At 71.3% G+C, this 21,875-nt stretch carries 15 protein-coding genes and 1 pseudogene; 11 read left to right on the forward strand and 5 right to left on the reverse strand.

Annotation, left to right across the window (positions count from 1 at the left end):
* Window positions 1–40 precede the first annotated feature (40 nt).
* From mrdA to QMK24_RS00980, 4 genes are all read left to right on the forward strand, one after another.
* The gene (mrdA, locus tag QMK24_RS00965; RefSeq protein WP_283463071.1) at window positions 41–2,254 is read left to right on the forward strand and encodes a penicillin-binding protein 2; all 2,214 of its coding nucleotides are present in this window, start codon (window positions 41–43) and stop codon (window positions 2,252–2,254) included.
* Entirely contained in the window at window positions 2,251–3,447 is a 1,197-nt protein-coding gene (rodA, locus tag QMK24_RS00970) for a rod shape-determining protein RodA (protein ID WP_283463072.1), read from the forward strand. The genes mrdA and rodA overlap by 4 nt, the downstream gene beginning before the upstream one ends.
* Before the next feature lie 50 nt (window positions 3,448–3,497).
* Complete coding sequence (locus QMK24_RS00975) at window positions 3,498–5,018, forward strand: CYTH and CHAD domain-containing protein (RefSeq protein ID WP_283463073.1); 1,521 nt, start codon at window positions 3,498–3,500, stop codon at window positions 5,016–5,018.
* Between the two features lie 101 nt (window positions 5,019–5,119).
* Window positions 5,120–7,042, forward strand: a complete 1,923-nt coding sequence (locus tag QMK24_RS00980) for a TIGR03960 family B12-binding radical SAM protein (RefSeq protein ID WP_283463074.1) — start codon at window positions 5,120–5,122, stop codon at window positions 7,040–7,042.
* Window positions 7,043–7,078: 36 nt separating this feature from the next.
* Here the strand turns inward: QMK24_RS00980 and QMK24_RS00985 are convergent, their stop codons facing one another.
* Window positions 7,079–8,275 carry an ROK family transcriptional regulator gene (locus QMK24_RS00985; protein ID WP_502962463.1) on the reverse strand — a complete coding sequence of 399 codons (1,197 nt, stop codon included), beginning with the start codon at window positions 8,273–8,275 and terminating at the stop codon, window positions 7,079–7,081.
* A 128-nt stretch (window positions 8,276–8,403) separates the two neighbouring features.
* On the opposite strand from QMK24_RS00985, the gene QMK24_RS00990 reads away from it, so the two are divergent.
* On the forward strand, window positions 8,404–9,870 hold the full coding sequence (locus QMK24_RS00990) for an APC family permease (RefSeq protein WP_283463076.1): 1,467 nt from the start codon (window positions 8,404–8,406) through the stop codon (window positions 9,868–9,870).
* A 191-nt stretch (window positions 9,871–10,061) separates the two neighbouring features.
* On the opposite strand, the gene QMK24_RS00995 is transcribed toward QMK24_RS00990, so the two are convergent.
* The 4 genes and pseudogenes from QMK24_RS00995 to QMK24_RS01010 form a co-directional block, all read right to left on the reverse strand.
* Window positions 10,062–10,376, reverse strand: a complete 315-nt coding sequence (locus QMK24_RS00995; RefSeq protein WP_283463077.1) for a hypothetical protein — start codon at window positions 10,374–10,376, stop codon at window positions 10,062–10,064.
* A gap of 68 nt (window positions 10,377–10,444) precedes the next feature.
* Window positions 10,445–11,758, reverse strand: a complete 1,314-nt coding sequence (locus tag QMK24_RS01000) for an alkaline phosphatase family protein (protein ID WP_349361982.1) — start codon at window positions 11,756–11,758, stop codon at window positions 10,445–10,447.
* Window positions 11,745–12,191, reverse strand: a pseudogene (locus QMK24_RS01005) (alkaline phosphatase family protein); the annotation flags it as partial. The gene QMK24_RS01000 and the pseudogene QMK24_RS01005, both read right to left, overlap by 14 nt.
* A 5-nt stretch (window positions 12,192–12,196) precedes the next feature.
* Window positions 12,197–12,337: a hypothetical protein gene (locus QMK24_RS01010; protein WP_283463079.1), complete on the reverse strand. Its 141-nt coding sequence runs from the start codon at window positions 12,335–12,337 to the stop codon at window positions 12,197–12,199.
* Window positions 12,338–12,619: 282 nt separating this feature from the next.
* Here QMK24_RS01010 and QMK24_RS01015 point away from each other — a divergent pair, with 282 nt between their 5' ends.
* The 6 genes from QMK24_RS01015 (at window position 12,620) to QMK24_RS01040 (ending at window position 21,785) form a co-directional block, all read left to right on the forward strand.
* The gene (locus QMK24_RS01015; protein ID WP_283463080.1) at window positions 12,620–13,399 is read left to right on the forward strand and encodes a TIGR03936 family radical SAM-associated protein; all 780 of its coding nucleotides are present in this window, start codon (window positions 12,620–12,622) and stop codon (window positions 13,397–13,399) included.
* A gap of 222 nt (window positions 13,400–13,621) precedes the next feature.
* On the forward strand, window positions 13,622–17,677 hold the full coding sequence (locus tag QMK24_RS01020) for an Rne/Rng family ribonuclease (RefSeq protein WP_283463081.1): 4,056 nt from the start codon (window positions 13,622–13,624) through the stop codon (window positions 17,675–17,677).
* 262 nt (window positions 17,678–17,939) lie between these two features.
* Window positions 17,940–18,260: a 50S ribosomal protein L21 gene (gene rplU / locus QMK24_RS01025; RefSeq protein ID WP_138359423.1), complete on the forward strand. Its 321-nt coding sequence runs from the start codon at window positions 17,940–17,942 to the stop codon at window positions 18,258–18,260.
* A 14-nt stretch (window positions 18,261–18,274) separates the two neighbouring features.
* Complete coding sequence (rpmA, locus tag QMK24_RS01030; protein WP_283463082.1) at window positions 18,275–18,532, forward strand: 50S ribosomal protein L27; 258 nt, start codon at window positions 18,275–18,277, stop codon at window positions 18,530–18,532.
* Window positions 18,533–18,669: 137 nt separating this feature from the next.
* Window positions 18,670–20,109, forward strand: a complete 1,440-nt coding sequence (gene obgE, locus QMK24_RS01035) for a GTPase ObgE (protein ID WP_283463083.1) — start codon at window positions 18,670–18,672, stop codon at window positions 20,107–20,109.
* 113 nt (window positions 20,110–20,222) lie between these two features.
* Window positions 20,223–21,785, forward strand: coding sequence for a glycosyltransferase family 2 protein (locus QMK24_RS01040; protein ID WP_283463084.1), 1,563 nt, complete (start codon window positions 20,223–20,225; stop codon window positions 21,783–21,785).
* Window positions 21,786–21,875: the final 90 nt, after the last annotated feature.

Here is a 21,875-nt window from a genome sequence, read left to right on the forward strand (position 1 = left end):
TCTCCCATCACCACCCTTCCGAGGAAGTCACGGCGCGCCCATGTCTAACATTCCCGAGACGGGCCGTACGTCCCGCGTCACCATCCGCCTCGTCATCCTCCAGATCCTGGTCGTCTCGCTGCTGCTCACCCTCGGCGGACGGCTGTGGTACCTGCAGATCCGCAACGGTGACGAGTACACCCAGAAGGCCGCCAGCAACCACATCCAGCAGGTCGTCACCCCCGCGGTGCGCGGCTCGATCCTGGACGCGCGCGGTGTCCCCATCGCCGACAACGAGACCCGGCTGGTCGTCTCCGCCAGCCGCACCGAGCTGCTCAAGCAGAAGAACGGCGGCAAGGCCGTCCTCTCCCGGCTCGCCGCGGTGCTCGGCATGAAGCCCAAGGACGTCACCGACAAGGTCCGGCTCTGCGATGCCAAGACCCCCCAGCCCTGCTGGAACGGATCGCCCTACCAGCCGATCCCGATCACCGCCGGGGCCACCACCCAGCAGGCGCTGCAGATCATGGAGCGCCGCGAGGACTTCCCCGGCGTGACCGCCGAGCCGACCGCCGTCCGGCGTTACGCGGCGCCGAGCAAGGCCAACGCCGCCCAGGTGCTCGGCTACCTCTCGCCCGTCACCGATGACGAGATCACCGCCTCGCAGAAGAACGGCACGCCGCTGCTGCGCTCCGACCAGGTCGGCCGCTCCGGCCTGGAGCGCCAGTACGACGCGGCGCTGCGCGGCAAGGCGGGCGTGACCCGTTACGAGGTGGACAACCTCGGCCGGGTGATCGGCAAGGCCGGCGACACTCCCGCCCAGTCCGGCTCCAACCTGGTGACCAGCATCGACTCACGCGTCCAGGCCGTCGCCGAGCAGGAGCTGGACGCGGCGATGCAGGAGGCCCGCAAGACCTACGACAAGGTCACCGAGACCAACTACAAGGCCGACTCGGGCGCGGTCACGGTGATGGACGTACACACCGGCCAGGTCATCGCGATGGCCAGCGCCCCGACGTACAACCCCAACTCCTGGGTCGGCGGCATCTCCGCGGCCGACTACCAGCAGCTCACCGGTAAGGACTCCAACTACCCGCTGCTGAACCGGGCCATCCAGGGCCTGTCGGCACCCGGCTCGACCTTCAAGGTGGTCTCCACCTCGGCGGCGGTCAACGCCGGGTACCCGCTCGACGGCGCCTACCCCTGCACCTCGTCGATGACCATCGGCGGCCGCGTGTTCAAGAACTTCGAGGGCGAGAGCTTCGGCTCGATCAATCTCGGCAAGGCGCTGGAGATCTCCTGCGACACCGTTTTCTACGGCCTCTCGTACAACCAGTGGCTCGCGGACGGTGGCGTGAAGCCCAAGAACCCCAAGGACTTCTTCTACAAGACCGCCCACCAGTTCGGCCTCGGAGCCAAGACCGGCATCGACCTGCCGGGCGAGGTCAAGGGCCGGGTCCCCGACCGCCAGTGGAAGCAGTCCTACTACGAGGCCAACGTGGACTACTGGTGCCGCGAGGGGAAGACCAGCAAGCAGGACTACGCGACCAAGATCGCCCGCGAGAACTGCCAGGACGGCAATGTGATGCGCGCCGGTGACTCGGTCAACTTCGCGATCGGCCAGGGCGACACCCTCGTCACCCCGGTCCAGATGGCGCGGATCTACTCGGCCCTGTCCAACGGCGGCACGCTCTACCAGCCGACCATAGGGAAGGCGATCGTCAGCGCCGACGGCAAAACGGTCACACCCATCGCGCCCAAGGTGTCCGGCAAGCTGCCGGACAGCGCGGAGACGCTGAAGTACATCAACGAGGCCACCGCGGGCGTCGTGACCAGCGGTACCGCCGCCTGGCGCTTCGGCGGCTGGCCGCAGGAGAAGATCCAGCTGCACGCCAAGACCGGCACCGCCGAGGTCGACGGCAAGCAGACCACGTCCTGGCTGACGACGTACACCAAGGACTACGCGATCGTCATGACGATCTCGCAGGGCGGCACCGGCTCCGGCGGCTCGGGCCCCGCGATCCGCAAAATCTACGAGGCGATGTACGGCATCCAGCCGAACGGCTCGATCGACAGCAAGAAGGCGCTGCTGCCGGCGCCCGAGAAGAACCTGCCGAAGCTCGCCGACGACGGCACGGTCGTCCAGCCCGCCTCCGCCGTCAGCACGTTCGCCCCGCCGGCCGGCGCGCCCGACGCGCTCGCCGGTGGTCCCCTGCTCGCCGCGCTCACCCCCGGCCGCGGCGACAAGGCTCTGTTCGGCAGGCGGTATCTCTCATGACCACCCACGGCTACACGATCCGGCGCTTCACCCCCGAACGCAGCGCTCTGGGCAAACTGCTCGCCCGGGACTCGATACTGCGCCGGATGGACTGGGTCCTGCTCGGCGCGGCGCTCGCGCTGTCCGGGATCGGCACGCTGCTGGTCTACTCGGCGACCCGCGGCCGCACCAATCTCACCCACGGCGACCAGTACTACTTCCTGCTGCGCCACCTGATGAACACCGGGATCGGCTTCGGTCTCGCCGCAAGCGTGGTGGCGCTCGGCCACCGCCGGCTGCGCGGTGTCGTGCCCGTCCTGTACGGGATCTCGGTGCTGCTGATCCTGGCCGTGCTCAGCCCGCTGGGCAGCACGATCAACGGCGCGCACTCCTGGATCGTGATCGGCGGCGGCTTCTCGCTCCAGCCGTCCGAGTTCGTGAAGCTCACCATCATCCTGAGCATGGCGATGCTGCTGTCCGCACGGGTGGACGCGGGCGACCGTGTCCACCCCGACCACCGCACGGTCCTGCAGGCCCTCGGCTGGGCCGCGCTGCCGATAGCGATCATCCTGATGATGCCGGACCTCGGCTCGGTGATGGTCATGGCGGTGATCGTCCTCGGTGTGCTGCTCGCCTCCGGCGCCTCCAACCGCTGGGTGGCGGGCCTGCTCTCGCTGGGCGCGGTGGGCGCCGGCCTGATCTGGCAGCTCGGCGTGCTGGACAAGTACCAGGTGGACCGGTTCGCCGCGTTCGCCAACCCCGCCCTCGACCCGGCGGGCGTCGGCTACAACACCCACCAGGCGCTCATCGCCATCGGCTCGGGCGGACTGTTCGGCAAGGGGCTCTTCCACGGCAGCCAGACCACCGGCCAGTTCGTGCCCGAGCAGCAGACCGACTTCGTCTTCACCGTCGCGGGCGAGGAACTGGGCTTCGTCGGGGCCGCCGCGATCATCGTCCTGCTCGGGATGATCGTCTGGCGGGCCTGCTCGATCGCCCGCAGCGCCACGGACCTGTACGGCACGATCGTGGCGGCCGGCATCGTCGCCTGGTTTGCCTTCCAGGCGTTCGAGAACATCGGGATGACGCTCGGCATCATGCCGGTCGCGGGTCTGCCGCTGCCCTTCGTGTCCTACGGGGGCTCGTCGATGTTCGCGATCTGGATCGCCATCGGGCTGTTGCAGGCGGTCCGCATGCAGCGCCCCATGTCGGCCTGACCGGGATCTGCCCCATTGCCCGGAGCGGAACCCACGACTACGGTCCCTTCATGGGTAAGCGTGTGCGGGAGACCGAGCGCAAGTACGAAGCGGACGGCCGGTTCGAGCAGCCCGATCTCAGCGGGCTGTCCAAGGTCTTCGGCAGCTGTGACCTGGATCCGGCGGAACTGGACGCGGTCTACTTCGACACCGCGGACCTGCGCCTCGCGGCGCGCCGGATCACCCTGCGGCGGCGTACTGGCGGGGACGACGCGGGCTGGCACCTGAAACTGCCGACCACCGAGGCCGACACCCGCACCGAAGTGCACGCCCCGCTCGGGCGCGCGACCCGCACCGTACCGAAGGACCTGGCGGCCGAGGTGGCCGTGCACACCCGCGGGCAGAAACTGGTGCCCGTCGTCCGGCTCAAGAACCACCGGGAGCGGCGGCATCTGCTCGACGCGGCGGGGGAGCCGCTCGCGGAGATCGCGCACGACCATGTCACGGCGCAGCTGCTGGGCGCGGGGCCGGGGGACAAGGCCGTAGCGATCACCTGGACCGAGTTCGAGGTCGAGCTCATCGGCGGTAAACCCGCGCTGCTGGACGCGGTCGAGGAGCGGCTGGCCGCCGCGGGAATCCAGCGGTCGGCGTCGTCCTCCAAGCTCGCCCGTGCGCTCGGCGACCGGCTGACGGCCGCTCCCGTTCCGCCCGAGCCGCCCGCCGCCCTCCACACGGCAGGGGACGCCGCCCTGGCCTATCTGCACGAACAGCTGCGCGCCCTGATCGCCCTCGACCCCGAGGTCCGGCGGGCCGAGCCCGACGCCGTGCACCAGATGCGGGTCGCGGCCCGGCGGATGCGCAGCGCCCTGAAGAGCTTCCGCGGGGAGCTGGACCGTGCCGTGACCGATCCGCTCGGCGAGGAGCTGAAGTGGCTCGGGACGGTGCTGGGCATGGAGCGGGACCGCGAAGTACTGGCCGAGCGGCTGGCGGCGCGGCTCGCGGAGCTGGACCCGTCGCTGGCCGGCGTGGCGCTGCGGAACCGGTTGCTCGCGGAGGGCACCGGCGCGCACGGTGAGACCCACGCCGCAGTGGTGCGGGTGCTCGGCGGCTCGCACTACTTCAGCGTGCTCGACGCCGTCGAGACCCTGCTCGCGGACCCGCCGTACCTGGAGGACGCCAAGGCGCCCGCGCCCGCCGCCATGGAGAAGGCCGTGCACCACGACCACCGCCGGCTGCGGAAGCTGGTGGAGGCCGCGCTGGCCCTCGGCCCCGGCCAGGAGCGCGACGTGGCGCTGCACGAGGCCCGTAAGGCCGCCAAGCGCGCCCGGTACTGCGCCGAGGCCGCCCAGCCGGTGCTCGGAGCCCCGGAGAAACGGCACACCTCCCGGATGAAGTCCGTGCAGTCCCTGCTCGGCGAACACCAGGACAGCGTGATGTGCCGGGTCACGATCGCCCGGCTCGCGGAGGAGGCCGTCGCGGCGGGCGAGAGCGCCTTCCCGTACGGCGCCCTCAGCCAGCTGGAGCGGGCCCGCGCGACCGAGGTGGAGGAGCACCTGCCGCAGCTCTGGGAGAAGGCCGACCGCTGGCCGTGACGTGGCCCGCGCGCAGTGCGCGGTTCCGCTCCGGCGAGTGCGGCCCGGAAGGCACGCTAGTCTTGAGGGTCAACCCTGCCCGCTGATGAAAGACATCTCTGATGCCTGTCGAGTCGGTCTTCCCCCGCTTGGAAGCGCTTCTCCCGCATGTCCAGAAGCCCATCCAGTACGTCGGTGGGGAGCTGAACTCCACCGTCAAGCCGTGGGATTCCTGCGATGTGCGCTGGGCGCTGATGTACCCGGACGCCTACGAGGTCGGGCTGCCCAACCAGGGCGTCATGATCCTTTACGAGGTGCTCAACGAGCGCGAGGGCGTTCTCGCCGAGCGCACGTACAGCGTGTGGCCGGACCTGGAGGCGCTGATGCGCGAGCACCAGGTCCCGCAGTTCACGGTCGACGCACACCGTCCGGTCAAGGCGTTCGACGTGTTCGGCCTGAGCTTCTCCACCGAGCTGGGCTACACCAACATGCTGGCCGCCCTCGACCTCGCGGGCATCCCGCTGGAGGCCAAGGACCGCACGCTCGACGACCCGATCGTGCTCGCGGGCGGCCACGCCGCCTTCAACCCCGAACCGATCGCCGAGTTCATCGACGCGGCGGTGATCGGCGACGGCGAGCAGGCCGTCCTGGCGATCACCGACATCATCCGCGCCTGGAAGGCCGAGGGCCGCCCCGGCGGCCGTGACGAGTTGCTGTTCCGGCTCGCGAAGACCGGCGGGGTGTACGTCCCGAAGTTCTACGACGTCGAGTACTTGGAAGACGGCCGGATCTCCCGCGTCGTCCCGAACCGCTCCGGCGTGCCGTGGCGGGTGTCCAAGCACACCGTCATGGACCTCGACGAGTGGCCCTACCCGAAGCAGCCGCTGGTCCCGCTCGCCGAGACCGTCCATGAGCGGATGTCGGTGGAGATCTTCCGCGGCTGCACCCGCGGCTGCCGTTTCTGCCAGGCCGGCATGATCACGCGCCCCGTGCGGGAGCGAAGCATCACCGGCATCGGCGAGATGGTCGAGAAGGGTCTGAAGGCCACCGGTTTCGAGGAGGTCGGCCTGCTCTCGCTGTCCTCCGCGGACCACAGCGAGATCGGCGAGATCGCCAAGGGCCTCGCGGATCGCTACACGGACGACAAGATCGGCCTGTCGCTGCCCTCCACCCGCGTCGACGCCTTCAACATCGACCTCGCCAACGAGCTGACCCGCAACGGCCGCCGGTCCGGCCTGACGTTCGCCCCGGAAGGCGGCAGCGAGCGGATCCGCAAGGTCATCAACAAGATGGTCTCGGAAGAGGACCTGATCCGTACCGTCGCCACCGCGTACGGCAACGGCTGGCGCCAGGTGAAGCTGTACTTCATGGTCGGCCTCCCCACCGAGACCGACGAGGACGTCCTGCAGATCGCCGACATGGCGCGCAACGTCATCCAGAAGGGCCGCGAGGTCACCGGGCAGAACGACATCCGCTGCACGGTCTCCATCGGCGGCTTCGTACCCAAGCCGCACACGCCGTTCCAGTGGGCGGGGCAGCTCGGCGTCGAGGAGACCGACGCCCGGCTCGCCAAGCTGCGGGACGCGATCCGCAACGACAAGAAGTACGGCCGGAACATCGGCTTCCGTTACCACGACGGCAAGCCCGGCATCGTGGAGGGCATGCTCTCGCGCGGCGACCGCCGGATCGGTGCCGTCATCCGTGCCGTGTACGAGGACGGCGGCCGGTTCGACGGCTGGCGCGAGCACTTCAGCTACGACCGCTGGATGCGGGCCGTCGGCAAGGCGCTCCCCGCGACCGGCGTCGACCTCGACTGGTACACCACCCGCGAGCGGACCGAGGAAGAGGTCCTGCCCTGGGACCACCTCGACTCCGGCCTCGACAAGGACTGGCTGTGGCAGGACTGGCAGGAGTCCCTCGACGAGACCGAGGTCGAGGACTGCCGCTGGACCCCGTGTTTTGATTGCGGCGTCTGCCCTCAGCTCGACCTGGACATCCAGATCGGCCCGACGGGGAAGAAGCTTCTGCCGCTCACGGTGAAGTAGGGGATGGCCTCAAGCGCCGGCCGGCGCTTGAGGCCACTACTGCGGGGCCGAGCGCTGCTCGAAGACCACGTCCCGCGCCGTGTCGAGCGCCGTGGCAACGGCGCCCAGCACCACCGCGTCCTCCCCGAGCGCGCTCGGCACGATCTTCGGCCGTAGCGGCGTGAGCGCCCGCAGGGTGTCCCGCACCGTACTGAGCAGCAGGTCGGCGCTGTGGCCGACGCCGCCGCCGAGCACCACGAGGTCCGGGTCCAGGACCGCGGCGACCGCGGCGACGGTGTGCGCGAGCCGTTCGCCCTCCTGGCGGACGGCCGCGACCGCGGCGGGGTCACCGGCTCGGGCGGCCTCGAAGACGTCCTTGGCGGTCAGCGGGCCGCTCATGCCCAGGTCGCGGGCGGCCTGGACGACGGCGTCGGCCGCGACCGCATCCTCCAGGGTGTCCGGCTTGTGCCGGCCGGGCCAGGGCAGATAGCCGATCTCACCTGCGGCGCCGTGCGCCCCGGTGAACAGCCGGCCCTCGGCCACCACGCCCATGCCGAGGCCGGTGCCGATCATGATGTAGACGAAGAGCCTGCTGCCCGCGCCGACACCGAAGGTGTACTCGCCGAGCGCCGCCAGATTCGCGTCGTTGTGGACGGCCAGCGGGACGCCGAGTTCGTCCCGCATCCGGTCGAAGAGACCGGCCCGGCCCCAGCCGGGCAGATGCTGGGCGTACCGCACGCGCCGCTGCGCCTCGTCGTACACGCCGGGAGTGCCGACGACCGCGTGGGCGACCTTGGCGGGGGCGACGCCGGAATCGGCGACGACCCGGTGGGCGGTGGCGACCACGAGGTCGGCCATCGCGGCGGAGGTGCGGGCCCGGTTGCGCACATCGGCGCGGGCGACGACGGCTCCGTCGAGGTCGGCGAGTGCAACCCGCAGCCAGGCGCGGCCGATGTCAATGCCGAGCGCGTAGCCCGCCGAGGCGTCGGGGGCGTAGAGCACGGCGACCCGGCCGCGTTCCGGGGCGTGCAGACCGGCCTCGCGGACCAGCCCGGCCAGTTCGAGGAAGGCGAGGGCGCTGGAGACCGTCGGCTTGGACAGCCCGGTCTCGCGGGCGAGTTGGGCGCGGGAGGCGGCGCCGCCGGTCCGCAGCCGCTCCAGCAGGAGCCGCTCGTTGGTGCTGCGCAGGCGCTGCCGGTTCCAGGGCTGTTCGGCACCGCCGTCGCTGCTGCTCATCGAACCATTCTCATGCATATCGCCGTGACCCCTTGACGCATCAAGTAAAGATACTTAACTTAAGCACGCCCGGCGCCGAGGCGAACCCCTGCACTGGCGAAACGGCAGCTCGTTCCCCGTCCCCGTCACCTGCCCAGGGAGGCACCGTGTCCGGCTCCCCGCCACCCCCCGGCGGCTTCGTCCGCCGTATCGGCCTGTTCCAGGCCACCGCCATCAACATGAGCCAGATGTGCGGCATCGGACCCTTCGTCACCATCCCCCTGATGGTCGCCGCGTTCGGCGGACCGCAGGCTGTGATCGGCTTCCTCGCCGGCGCCCTCCTGGCTCTGGCCGACGGCCTCATCTGGGCCGAGATGGGCGCGTCCATGCCCGGCTCCGGAGGCTCCTACGTCTACCTCCGGCAGGCGTTCCAGTACCGCTCGGGCAAGCTCATGCCGTTCCTGTTCGTCTGGACGGCCATGCTCTTCATCCCGCTGATCATGTCCACCGGCGTCGTCGGCTTCGTCCAGTACCTCGGCTATCTGGCGCCCGACATGGGCCAGAACACGGGGGACGCCATCGGGCTCGGTATGATCGCGCTCACCATCCTGCTGCTGTGGCGCGGCATCGAGCACATCGCCCGCATCACCGCCGTCATGTGGGGCGTGATGATCCTTTCGGTCGCGCTCGTCATCTTCGCGGCGTTCACCCACTTCGACACGGACCTGGCGTTCACCTACCCCGCGCACGCCTTCGAACTGACCAGCCACACCTTCTGGATCGGCTTCGCCGCGGGCCTGACCATCGGCATCTACGACTACCTCGGCTACAACACCACCGCGTACATGGGCGCCGAGATCAAGGACCCCGGCCGCATCCTGCCGCGCTCCATCATCTTCTCGATCCTCGGCATCATGGGGATCTACCTGCTGCTCCAGATAGGCACCCTCGGCGTCATCGACTGGCACCGGATGCTCAACGCCGACGACATCGCCTCCTCGTCGGTCGCCTCCGCGGTCATGGAGAAGACCTGGGGCAAGGGCGCCGCCGACACCGTCACCGTCCTCATCCTGATCACCGCCTTCGCCTCGGTCTTCACCGGACTCCTCGGCGGCTCCCGGGTCCCCTACGACGCGGCCCGCGACCGCGTCTTCTTCCGCCAGTACGGGAAGCTGCACGCCAAGCACCGCTTCCCGGTGCTGGGCCTGGCCACCATGGGCGCCGTCACCGCCGTCGGCTTCCTCATTGGCCGCCACACCGACCTGAACACCCTCATCCAGCTGCTCACCACGGTCATGGTGATCGTCCAGGCCCTCGCGCAGATCCTCGCCGTCTCGGTGCTGCGCCGCCGCCAGCCCGGTCTGCACCGGCCGTACAAGATGTGGCTCTACCCGCTGCCGAGCATCATCGCGCTAGTCGGGTGGCTCGTCATCTACGGCTACGCGGACAAGAGCTCGCCCGGCCGGCACCCCATCGAATGGTCCCTGGCCTGGGTCGCCCTCGGCTGTGTTGCCTTCGTCCTGTGGGCCCGCTTCGAGAAGGTCTGGCCCTTCGGGCCGAAGGAGATCACCGAGGAGTACCTCCAGGGGATCGATCCCGACACCGAGCAGGACACGGCGGCGGCGGTCGTCTGACGGAGGTCCGACGTCCGACGCCTGACGCCTGACGCCTGACATCCGACATCCGACGTCTGACGGACGTGCGGCGGGGCCCCGAAAAGGGGTGACCCCGCCGTACGGACGCGAGACCGCTTCTGGCTTCCGGCCGATTTCCCGTACCGTGCGCGCATGAGTGCCCGGCAGCGCGCCCGGCGCCCACGCCGCCGTCAGCCGGTGATCGCCTTCGTGGCCAGCCGGATGTGGTCGATGGCCCAGTACCAGTTGTTGCCCGCTTTGAACATGCGGAACTTCAGGGTCACGGACTTCGCTCCGGCCGGTACGGCCAACTCCCGTGCCACGAGCTGGTTCTCCATGTCGAGGCCCGCGTTGTCGTTGCCCGTGGCGGCGCCGCTGTAGGTGAGGAGCACCTTCTCCTCGCCGGTGTCGAAGACGGCCGTGACCGTCGCGGTCTGCGGGGCCTCCTGGCGGTAGTGGGAGTCGAAGCCCGTCACCGTACGGCTGCCGCCGCTGCCTACCCGCACCTCGCGGATGCCGTTGCCGTACGCCAGATCGCCGATCAGGAACGTCCGGGCGGTGCGCTCGTCGTTGGTCAGTCCGACTCGACCCGGCGATGGTCGGTGTCCTCGGTGGCCTGGGCCTCGAGTCGCTGCTCTGCGCCGCGGAAGTGCCACAGCGAGCCGCTCGGGCCGTGGACCCGCAGGTCGTAGCCGCCGGCGTCGATCGTCCAGGTGTCGGAGAGCCGGCCCTGCACGCCGACGGTGTAGAAGCGCGGCTTCTCGCCGGGGGCGGGGTACGCGGCGAGCACCGCGCCCTGCCCGCCGCGGTTGCGGAGGTCCAGCTCCAGCCGTCCCTTGCGCACCTGGGGCCGCACCCGCAGTGCGTACGGCAGGGCACGCGCGGGCCGGGTCCCGCGCTGCTGCTGGGGGAGGGCCTGTGGGCTGGGCACGGTGGGCGCGGGGCGCGAGCCGGCGTCCTCGGCCTTCTTCTTGTTGCCGCTGGTGTCGGGCAGCGCGGGCCACACCGGGTTGTCGCCGGAGAAGTCGAAGACCGACAGGAGGTCGCCGGTGACCTCCCGCCGCCAGGGGCTGATGTTCGGCTCGCGCACGCCGAAGCGCCGCTCCAGGAACCGGATCACGGAGGTGTGGTCGAAGACCGTCGAGTCGACGACCCCGCCCCGGGTCCAGGGCGAGGCGACGATCATCGGCACGCGGGTGCCCAGGCCCAGCGGATACGGGCCGGATACCACGCTCTCGCCCTCCGGCAGTACGTCGGACCAGGTCCGCGACCCGTCGGCGGCCCGCACCCGGTACTTTCCCTGCTGGCTGACCACCCGGTGGTACGTTCTGCCGGCCTTGGTCACCCGCATCACGACCTCGCCGTCCGGCGAGACCGTGCTCTTTCCGCGGCCGGCCGCGACCGGGGGGACGGGCGGCAGCAGGTGGTCGAAGAAGCCGCCGTGCTCGTCGTAGTTGAGGATGAAGACGGTCTTCGCCCACACCGCCGGGTTGTCCGCGAGCGCGCCGAGCAGCCGGGCGGTCAGGTCCTCACCGTTCGGCGGCGCGTAGTCGGCGTGCTCCGACAGCGCGGCGGGCGCCACCAGCCATGACACCTGGGGCAGTGTGTCGGCCTTCACATCGGCGGCGAAGGCCGCGACGAGGGCGTCGCCCATCGCGAACGGGTCGCCGCTCTGCGCGGCGTCCCCGACCATCCGCAGGCCCCGCTCGTAGAGCGGCTCGCCGGGCTTGGCCTGGTGGAAGGCCGCGAACCAGGCGAGCGCGTTGTCGTCGAAGTTGTCGTGCGCCTGGTACGTCCTCCAGCTGACGCCGGCCCGCCTCCAGCCGCTCCGCGTAGGTCGTCCACTCATAGCCGTCGGCGGTCTCGGTGTTGTCGTGCACGACGACATCCCGGACGGTGCCGCCGCTGGTGCCCGTCATGAAGTGCTCGCGGTTGGGGTTGGTGCTGGTCTCCATCGACGCGTGGTAGTGGTCACAGATGGTGAACACCGAGGCCAGCGCGTTGTAGAAGGGCATGTCGGCCGGCTCGTAGTAGCCCTGGCCGAGCCAGCCGCCGCCGCGCCGGGACACATAGCCGTCGGCCAGGCCGTCGTTGCGCGCGCTCATGGAATCGACGTAGCCGAAGGCGGGGGCACCCTGCCGGTAGGCGTTGGTGTGTGCCGCGTTCATGGCGAACGGCGAGAGCCAGCCGTCCTTGCGGGAGGCGTCCGGCTGGTGGAAGACCGGCCGGCCGTTGACGCCGCGTACGGCGGTTCGGTCGCCGAAGCCGCGGATGCCGGCCATCGTGCCGAAGTAGTGGTCGAACGCGCGGTTCTCCTCCATCAGGATCACCACGTGCTGGATGTCCTCCAGCCTGCTGGGCTTGGCGGGGCGGCCAGCGCGGTCTGCACGCTCAGCGGCAGCGCGGACAGCATCGCCGCTCCGGCGGCACTGCCGAGCAGGGTGCGCCGGGAGAGCTCAGGACTCATTCGGGGGGCTCCTTCATCACATCCGCGGGCCGGTCCCACGGAATGGTTCTGGTCCAGACCCGTTATGAATACGAGACCGTTATGGCGGTGGCCGGAGGGGCGGATGAACATTGCCTGAAACCCCGCGGGCCCGCTCGCGCCGCACGGCCCGTAACCACCTGTGTGCGACGCGGCGTAACCTTGGGTATGACAAACGGGCCCCGACAGGGCCCCCACAGACGCATGAGGGACTGAACGACACTGGGCAAGCGACAGCCCGAAGGCCCGCCGCCCGCACTCGCGGTGCAGCGCATCCGCCTGCGCTACACCAAGCGCGGCCGCCTCCGGTTCACCAGTCACCGCGATTTTCAGCGCGCCTTCGAGCGGGCCCTGCGCCGCGCCGAGGTGCCCATGGCGTACTCGGCGGGCTTCACCCCGCACCCCAAGGTCTCGTACGCCAACGCCGCACCCACCGGCGTCGGCAGTGAGGCCGAATACCTCGAGATCGGCCTCACCGAGACCCGCGACCCCGAGAAGCTCCGGCTCCTGCTCGACGAGTCGCTGCCCACCGGGCTCGACATCACCGAGGCGGTGGAGGCCCGTACCTCAGGCCTCGCCGAGCGGCTGCAGGCATCCGTCTGGCAGCTCCGGCTCGACGGCGTCGAGCCGGCCGAGGCGGAGCGCGCGGTCGCGCTCTTCCTCGCCGCCGAGACCGTCGAGGTCGAGCGGAAGACCAAGAACGGCATGCGTACCTTCGACGCGCGCGGCGCCGTCACCCGACTCGAAGTCGTACCGGTTGACGCGCTCGAACAGGGTGCCGATAGGCCCGGGCCTGCCGCCTGTGCGATACTGCGCCTAGTTGTTCGGCACTTGACACCTGCCGTGCGACCCGACGACGTCCTGTCCGGCCTCCGTGTGACGGCCGACCTCGCGCCGCCGGTCCCCACTGCGGTGACCAGGCTGGCGCAGGGGCCGCTCCACGAAGAGTCCGGGACGGTCACCGACCCGCTCGCGCCAGATCGCGACGCCGCGACGGTGCCGAGTGGGGACTCCCCGCCGAAGGCTGGGGAAGCTTCCGCGTAGGAACGCCGTCGACGTGTTGCCGACGCGCCAGGGAGCCACCCGGGCCCGGCGACGCTGACCTGATGAGACTTTCGTCGGCCCGTCACAGGCGTGCCGACGAGCGAGACAACAGCTCCCGTGCGGCGCCCGCGCCCCCGGACAGCGGCACCACGACCGACGTCGCGGCCCGCCGCCACCGGAACAGAGCGCGGCGCCCGGGAGCATGACGGGAGCACTGCCCGAATGCTCGATCACAACGAGCCCAACGAGGCGCCGGACAACGGCGCCACCCCCAGCGAAGAAGCCACGGCCCCCCGCCGTCGCCGCCGCGCGGTATCCCGCCCGGCGGGCCCGCCCACCGCGCCGGCCATACCGGCCACGGACACCTCCGCGGCCGCCCCGGCCGCAGAACCGGCGTCCGGCGCGTCCGCCGACGCCGATGACTCCTCCGCCGCGCCGCCCCGCGCGCGTCGTCGTGCGACCCGCAAGGTGACGGCCCCGGCCGGCGCACCCGCGGTTCCGGACGCCGCGGCCGAGAGCCCGGCCGCAGAACCCGCCGTACCGGCCGAAGCCGCCGCCGAGGCCGCTGACGCCCCCGACACCTCAGCCGCGCCGCCCCGCGCCCGCCGCCGTGCGACCCGCAAGGTCGCCGCTCCGGCGGAGGCCCCGCAGGCAGCGGAGGAGACGGCAGCCGCCGAGACCCCGGCCGCCGCCGAGACCCCGGCCGCCGCCGAGGATCCGGTCGCGGAACCGGCTGTGGACCTGGCCGCCCCGACCCGGGCCCGCCGTCGCGCGACCCGTAAGGTCGCCGCGCCCGCCGCCGCCCCGCAGTTCGCCGAAGAGGCGCCCGCCGCCGCAGCGCCGTCCGCCGCGTCCTCCCCGATCGCCGCGCCCGCCGCACCCGAGGCCGAGGCCCCGGGCCGTGGCCGCCGCTCCTCCCGCAAGCGCACCGCGCCCTCCGCGCCGTCGTCGCCCCCCGCCGGGGACGGCGCCCGCCGGTTGAAGCCGGGCGCGCTGGCACCGAAGGACGACACCGCCGCGCAGAGCGCACCGGCCGCGCAGGCCGTCGTGCCGGCCGAGGAGGACGCCGAGGCGCCCCGTGCCGCCCGCCGCGCCACCCGGAAGGGGACCGCCGAGGCGGCCGCCCCCCAGTTCACCCCCGTTGACGAGCCCGTGGCCGAGCCGGCCGAGGCGGAAGCCCCGGCCCGCAACCGCCGCACCCGTAAGCGCGCGGTCGCCGCAGAGCAGACCGTAGAGGCCACCCGGCCCGTCGCGCCCGTCGCCGAGCCCGTAGAGCCCGCCGTGGTCGAGGCACCCGTGGCCGTCGAGCCCGAGGACGTCCCGGCCGAGCCGGCGCCGGCCCGTGGCCGCCGCCGTGCGGTGCGCCCGCCCACGATGGTCTTCCAGCCGCCGGTCTTCCAGGCGCCCGAGACCGTCACCGCCCCCGTTTCCGTCTCCGCCGCCCCGGTCCAGGAGGAGCCGCAGGCTCCGGCCGCCCGGGTCCGTGACGAGGACGAGGAGCCGGAGGCCGGCTCGCGCCGCCGCCGTCGCCGTCGTGGCGCCCCGGCCGAGGACACCGTGATCGAGGCCGCACCGGTGGAGGCCGAGGAGGAGACCGCCGACGCGGTGTCCGAGGAGGAGGCCGTCTCCGACGAGGACGACGACGAGTCGGACGACCGCCCGTCGCGCCGTCGCCGCAGGGGCGGCCGCCGCCGTCGCCGTGGCGACGCCGCCGACGGTGACGAGCCGTCCGCCGAGGACGAAGAGGGCGAGTACGACGCCGACGCCGAGGCGTCGGACAACGCCTCCGACGATGACGAGCACGGCTCCACCAGCAGCCGTCGCCGCCGCCGTCGCCGTCGCCGCAGTGGCGACTCCGGTGGCGAGGACGGCACGGGCGCCGACGACCCGGAGCGTACGGTCGTCAAGGTCCGTGAGCCGCGCGCCAAGACCGCCGAGCCCAGCCTGGGCACTGGCTTCGACGAGGTGACGTCCATCAAGGGCTCCACCCGCATGGAGGCGAAGAAGCAGCGCCGCCGTGAGGGCCGCGAGCAGGGCCGCCGCCGCGTCCCGATCATCACCGAGGCGGAGTTCCTGGCCCGCCGCGAGGCCGTCGAGCGCGTCATGGTCGTCCGGCAGAGCGGTGAGCGCACCCAGATCGGCGTGCTGGAGGACGACGTCCTCGTCGAGCACTACGTGAACAAGGAGCAGGCCACCTCGTACGTCGGCAACGTCTACCTGGGCAAGGTCCAGAACGTGCTGCCGTCCATGGAGGCCGCCTTCGTCGACATCGGCAAGGGCCGCAACGCGGTGCTGTACGCCGGTGAGGTCAACTTTGAGGCGCTCGGCATGGCCAACGGCCCGCGCCGGATCGAAAGCGCGCTGAAGTCCGGCCAGTCCGTGCTGGTACAGGTCACCAAGGACCCGATCGGTCACAAGGGCGCCCGCCTCACCAGCCAGGTCTCGCTGCCCGGCCGCTACCTGGTCTACGTGCCCGAGGGCTCGATGACCGGCATCAGCCGCAAGCTGCCCGACACCGAGCGCGCCCGGCTCAAGGCCATCCTCAAGAAGATCGTCCCCGAGGACGCGGGCGTCATCGTGCGCACCGCCGCCGAGGGTGCGAGCGAGGACGAGCTGCGCCGCGACGTCGAACGGCTGCAGGGCCAGTGGGACGACATCCAGAAGAAGGCGAAGAGCGGCAACGCTCCGACGCTGCTCTACGGCGAGCCGGACATGACCGTCCGCGTCGTCCGCGACATCTTCAACGAGGACTTCACCAAGGTCCTCGTCAGCGGTGACGAGGCGTGGGGCACCATCCACGAGTACGTCAGCCAGGTCGCCCCCGACCTGACCGACCGGCTGTCGCGCTGGACCTCCGAGGTCGACGTCTTCGCGACGTACCGGATCGACGAGCAACTGCTGAAGGCGCTGGACCGCAAGGTCTGGCTGCCGTCCGGCGGTTCGCTGGTGATCGACAAGACCGAGGCGATGATCGTCGTCGACGTCAACACCGGCAAGTTCACCGGGCAGGGCGGCAATCTCGAGGAGACCGTCACCAGGAACAACCTGGAGGCGGCCGAGGAGATCGTGCGCCAGCTGCGGCTGCGCGACCTGGGCGGCATCGTCGTCATCGACTTCATCGACATGGTCCTGGAGTCCAACCGCGACCTCGTCATGCGGCGGCTGCTGGAGTGCCTGGGCCGGGACCGGACCAAGCACCAGGTCGCCGAGGTGACCTCGCTGGGTCTGGTGCAGATGACCCGCAAGCGAGTCGGCCAGGGCCTGCTGGAGTCGTTCTCCGAGGTCTGCGTGCACTGCAACGGGCGTGGCGTCATCGTCCACATGGACCAGGCCACGACCACCGGTGGCGGCGGCAAGCGCAAGCGCCGCGGCAAGGCCGGGATCGGTTCGGGCGACGAGCACACCCACGAGCACGACACCGAGAACGACGAGAACGACGAGTACGAGGCGCACGAGGACGCGGACGAGTACCCCGAGCTGGAGCCCGTCGCGGTGACCGAGGCCGAGCTGGTGCCGACGGTCGCGACCGACGACGAGTGGTTCAGCAGCGCGGCAGAGGCGGAAGCCGCGGCGACGACGCGTGGCCGTGGCCGCCGCCGGGCGACCCGCAAGGTCACCGCCCCGGCGGGCGCGCCGTTCGCGGCCCAGCTGGCGCCGGTCGCCGAGCCGGTGAACGAGCGCGTCAGCGCGCTGGCGGTCGAGGCCGTCATCGTGCCGGTCGTCGAGCCGGAGCCGGTGCGGGTGGCCGAGCCCGAGCCTGCGCCTGCGCCTGCGCCCGTCACCGTGCCCGTCGCCGATGCGCAGACCGCGGCTCCGGCCCGTACGCGCCGCCGTGCCACCCGCAAGGTGAGCGCCCCGGCGGGTTCCCCGGCCTCCTCCGAGGCCGAGCCCGTCACTGTGGTGGCGGCCGCGCCGGTCGTCGAGCCGGCGCCGGAGCCGGTCGTGGCGGCGGAGCCCGTCGCCGAGCCCGTCCCGGTCCGCGCCCGTCGCCGTGCGACCCGCGAGGTGACCGCTCCCGCAGGCGAGGACGCCGCTGTGGTGGTCGTCAGCCCCGAGCCCGCCGGCGAGCCCGCAGAGGCCGTCCTGGAGGCCGCTGAGGCCACCGGGGCCGTCGCGGAGCCCAAGAAGCGGGCGCCGCGCAAGGCGGCCGCGAAGAAGGCGCCGGCGGCGAAGAAGGCCGTAGCGAAGAAGACGGCGGCCAAGAAGACCGTCGCCAAGAAGGCACCGGCCAAGAAGGCGGCCGCCAAGAAGACCGCCGACGCGGCCGACGCCGAGTAGCCCGACTGCTGGGGTGACAAGCCGTCCTGAGACGGGGAAGGGCGGGCCCGGAGACCTCGGGCCCGCCCTTCGGCACTACGACCGCCGGCTGGTTCACCACCCGGTTTGACCCTGCGCCAAGGGCCCCGTAGCCTTGGCCTTCGGCGTTTTTGCGCCCGCTCCTGAGCAAATCCCTCCCGGTCCGCCGGGAGAGGCCCCCCAATGCTGGACAGGGATGGCTGGCTTCAGGAGTACCCGATTCGAGCTTGAGAGTGAGTTCCGCGTGTACGCAATCGTGCGCAGCGGCGGCCGCCAGCACAAGGTGGCCGTTGGCGATGTCGTCGAGGTTGACAAGATTTCCACCGGCAAGGTGGGCGACGCGGTCGAGCTCTCGACGCTGCTCGTCGTCGATGGCGACTCCGTCACCAGTGACCCGTGGGTCCTGGCCGGTATCAAGGTCGCGGCCGAGATCGTGGACCACCACAAGGGTGTCAAGATCGACATCCTGCGGTACAAGAACAAGACCGGCTACCGCCGTCGTCAGGGTCACCGTCAGCAGTACACGGCGATCAAGATCACCGGTATCCCCGCGGCTGCGAAGTAAGGGACTGAGAAGACATGGCACACAAGAAGGGTGCATCGTCCACCCGTAACGGACGTGACTCCAACGCTCAGTTTCTCGGCGTGAAGCGTTTCGGCGGCCAGGCCGTCAACGCCGGCGAGATCATCGTCCGCCAGCGTGGCACGCACTTCCACCCCGGTTCCAACATGGGCCGTGGCAAGGACGACACGCTGTTCGCCCTCGCCGCTGGTGTGGTCGAGTTCGGCACCGCGCGTGGCCGCAGGGTCGTGAACATCGTTCCGGTCGCCGTCTAAGTACGGCTCTCCGCGACGAACCCAGACACCACTGAGGGCGGATCCCCCTTCCCCGACGCGCACCGCGCGCGGGAAGAGGGTCCGCCCTTGGTGCGTTAGTACTGAGACAATCCCGTATTTATCTGGAGGCAATCCGTATGACCACCTTCGTGGACCGCGTCGAGCTGCATGCCGCCGCGGGTAACGGAGGCCACGGCTGCGCCTCCGTTCACCGGGAGAAGTTCAAGCCGCTCGGCGGTCCGGACGGCGGCACCGGCGGCCGTGGCGGCGATGTGATCCTGGTCGTGGACCAGGACGTCACGACGCTCCTCGACTACCACCACACCCCGCACCGCAAGGCCACCAACGGCAAGGGCGGCGCGGGCGGCAACCGCACCGGCGCCGATGGCCAGGACCTGGTGCTGCCGGTCCCCGACGGCACCGTCGTCCTCGACAGGGACGGCAATGTGCTCGCCGACCTCGTCGGCCAGGGCACCACGTTCATCGCGGGCCAGGGCGGCCGCGGCGGTCTGGGCAACGCGGCGCTGGCCTCGGCCCGCCGCAAGGCGCCCGGCTTCGCGCTGCTCGGCGAGCCCGGCAGGAGCCGGGACATCGTCCTGGAGCTCAAGACCGTCGCCGACGTGGCGCTGGTCGGCTACCCGAGCGCGGGCAAGTCCTCGCTCATCTCCGTGCTCTCGGCCGCCAAGCCGAAGATCGCCGACTACCCCTTCACCACCCTGGTCCCGAACCTGGGCGTGGTCACCGCCGGCGAGATCGTCTACACGATCGCCGACGTCCCCGGCCTGATCCCGGGCGCCAGCCAGGGCCGCGGTCTGGGCCTGGAGTTCCTGCGGCACGTCGAGCGCTGCTCGGTGCTCGTGCACATCCTGGACACCGCGACGCTGGAGGCCGACCGCGACCCGGCGACCGACCTCGACATCATCGAGGCCGAGCTGGCCGAGTACGGGGGCCTGGAGGACCGGCCGCGCATCGTCGTTCTGAACAAGATCGACGTTCCGGACGGCAAGGACCTCGCCGACATCATCCGCCCGGACCTCGAGGCCCGCGGCTACCAGGTCTTCGAGGTCTCGGCCGTCTCCCGGCTGGGCCTGCGCGAGCTGTCCTTCGCCCTGGCGAAGATCGTCGCCGAAACCCGTGCCGCCAAGCCCGCGCAGGAGTCGACCCGGGTCGTCATCCGCCCGGTCGCGGTGGACGACGCCGGCTTCACCGTCACCGAGGAGGAGGGCTCCTACCGCGTGCGCGGCGAGAAGCCCGAGCGCTGGGTGCGGCAGACCGACTTCTCCAACGACGAGGCCGTCGGCTATCTCGCGGACCGCCTCTCGCGCCTCGGCGTCGAGGAGCGGCTGGTGAAGGCCGGAGCCCAGGCGGGCGACGAGATCATCATCGGCGAGGAGGAGAACGCGGTCGTCTTCGACTGGGAGCCGACGATGGCCGCCGGCGCCGAGATGCTCGGCCGCCGCGGCGAGGACCACCGCTTCGACCCGCCGCGCCCGGCCGTGAACCGCCGCCGCGACAAGGGCGACAAGGACGGCAAGGACGACGCGCAGCAGGAGTTCGACGACTTCGAGGCCTTCTGAGGCGTCCTTCGAACCACCCCCGGGCAGTGCTGCCGGGGGCGTTCGGAGGGGTGTCCTGTCCGGTCCGCTCCGGATGAGAGGATCTCCGGGTGGTCAGGGACATGGGGTCGGGTATGGGAAACGTCAGCATCGTTGTGATCGTCTACAACGACGCCGCCCGGGTGGTGGGCGCCGTGGAATCCGCGCTCGCCCAGGGGCCGGAGGTCGGCGAGGTGATCGTCGTCGACGACTGTTCGACGGACGGGACGCTCGACGCGCTCCAGCCGCTCACCGCCGACCCCCGGCTCCGGCTGCTGCTGCGGGAGACCAACAGCGGGGGCTGCGGGACACCGCGCAACGACGGCCTCGCCGCCGCTGCCTTCCCGTATGTGCTCTTCCTGGACAGCGATGACGTGCTGCCCCCGGGCGCCGTCCGCACTCTGCTGACGATCGCCGAGCGGGAGGGCGCCGACGTCGTCGCGGGCCAGTGCCTGCGCCGTGAGCTGCCCGACGGCCCGACCACGGTCTGGGCCCCGAAGCTGTACGACCGGTCGGCGGGCGCCGATCTGCCCGGAACCGTACTCGCGGGGATCGAGGAGCGGCCGGAATTCCTGTGGGACACCCTGTCGGTCAACAAGCTCTACCGCAGGAAGTTCCTGATCGGGCACGCCATCACCTTCCCCGACGGCGCCTTTCACTACGAGGACTTCGTCTTCACCGCACGGGTCTACGCCGCCGACCCGCGGCTGGCCGTGACCGACGAGCTCGTCTACATCTGGCATGTGCGCCGGCAGGCGGCGAAGCTGTCGATCTCGCTGAGCCGCGGCCTCATCAAGAACTGGCAGCACCGCGTCACCGCCCACCGCGGTGTCGTGGAGGTGCTCCGCGCCGCCGGGCGCGATGAGCTGGCACTGCACGCGCAGGCCAAGTTCGCCGACTACGACGTGCCGCTGTATCTGCGGGAACTCCCGCAGCGCGGCGAGGAGTACGTGGCCGACTGGTGGCGGATCACCCGCGACCACCTCGCCGGGTTCGACGCGGAGGGCATCGCGTGTGCGGGCGTCGTCTCCCGCTGGATCGCCGCTGCGATCCTGGCCTCGCCGGAACCTGCCGGCCTCAGCCGCCTGGTGGAACTGACCGCCCGTCCGCCGCGGCTGGCCCCCCCGTACGACCCGGCCGCGCCCCCCGTGGGCCTCGGCCTGCTGGCGACCGCCGAACTGCCGGTGGCCGTCGACGGCCGGGTCAGGGCCGGCGGCAGCACCCGGCTGAGCCTGCGGGTGCACGAGCTGTACGGGCGGCTCGCCGAGCTCGGCCCGCGCAGCATCCACGTCGAACTGGAGGAGCGGACCCACAGCAGGCCGCTGGTCGGCGTGGAGGCACCGCTGGTCCCGGACGGCGACGGCTGGACCGCCGACATACGGCTGTCGACCGGGGATCTCGCCTGCGCCGGGAAGCTGGGCGTCTGGAACGTACGGGCCGAGATCCGGTACGCGGACGGCGGCAGCACCCCGGTGGAGGTACGCGCCTCCGACGACCAGAGCCCCCGCCGGGGCATCGTGGTGCGCCCCACCGGACGGGTGCTGCTGGTCCAGACGCACATCACCGGGGGCCGCGCCCTGGTCCTGCGGGTCGCCGACGGGATGCAGGGCGCCCGCAGGGTCGCCGAGGCCCGGATGCGCAGACTGCTCGGCCGGTAGCGGCCCGCCTCACGCGAATCCGTCTCATCCCGCCCACACGAAAGGGTGGGCCACCCCGAGGGGTGGCCCACCCTTTCGTGTGGGACGGCG

This window comes from Streptomyces sp. PH10-H1 (genome assembly GCF_030063355.1).
Lineage (GTDB): Bacteria > Actinomycetota > Actinomycetes > Streptomycetales > Streptomycetaceae > Actinacidiphila.

Bases quoted from the DNA above. Each gene is read 5' to 3' on its own strand.
- mrdA (WP_283463071.1), top strand. From the start codon at position 41: ATGTCTAACATTCCCGAGACGGGCCGTACGTCCCGCGTCACCATCCGC.
- rodA (WP_283463072.1), top strand. From the start codon at position 2,251: ATGACCACCCACGGCTACACGATCCGGCGCTTCACCCCCGAACGCAGC.
- QMK24_RS00975 (WP_283463073.1), top strand. From the start codon at position 3,498: ATGGGTAAGCGTGTGCGGGAGACCGAGCGCAAGTACGAAGCGGACGGC.
- QMK24_RS00980 (WP_283463074.1), top strand. From the start codon at position 5,120: ATGCCTGTCGAGTCGGTCTTCCCCCGCTTGGAAGCGCTTCTCCCGCAT.
- QMK24_RS00985 (WP_502962463.1), bottom strand. From the start codon at position 8,275: ATGCATGAGAATGGTTCGATGAGCAGCAGCGACGGCGGTGCCGAACAG.
- QMK24_RS01000 (WP_349361982.1), bottom strand. From the start codon at position 11,758: ATGTCGTCGTGCACGACAACACCGAGACCGCCGACGGCTATGAGTGGA.
- QMK24_RS01010 (WP_283463079.1), bottom strand. From the start codon at position 12,337: ATGAGTCCTGAGCTCTCCCGGCGCACCCTGCTCGGCAGTGCCGCCGGA.
- QMK24_RS01020 (WP_283463081.1), top strand. From the start codon at position 13,622: ATGCTCGATCACAACGAGCCCAACGAGGCGCCGGACAACGGCGCCACC.
- rpmA (WP_283463082.1), top strand. From the start codon at position 18,275: ATGGCACACAAGAAGGGTGCATCGTCCACCCGTAACGGACGTGACTCC.
- obgE (WP_283463083.1), top strand. From the start codon at position 18,670: ATGACCACCTTCGTGGACCGCGTCGAGCTGCATGCCGCCGCGGGTAAC.
- QMK24_RS01040 (WP_283463084.1), top strand. From the start codon at position 20,223: ATGGGAAACGTCAGCATCGTTGTGATCGTCTACAACGACGCCGCCCGG.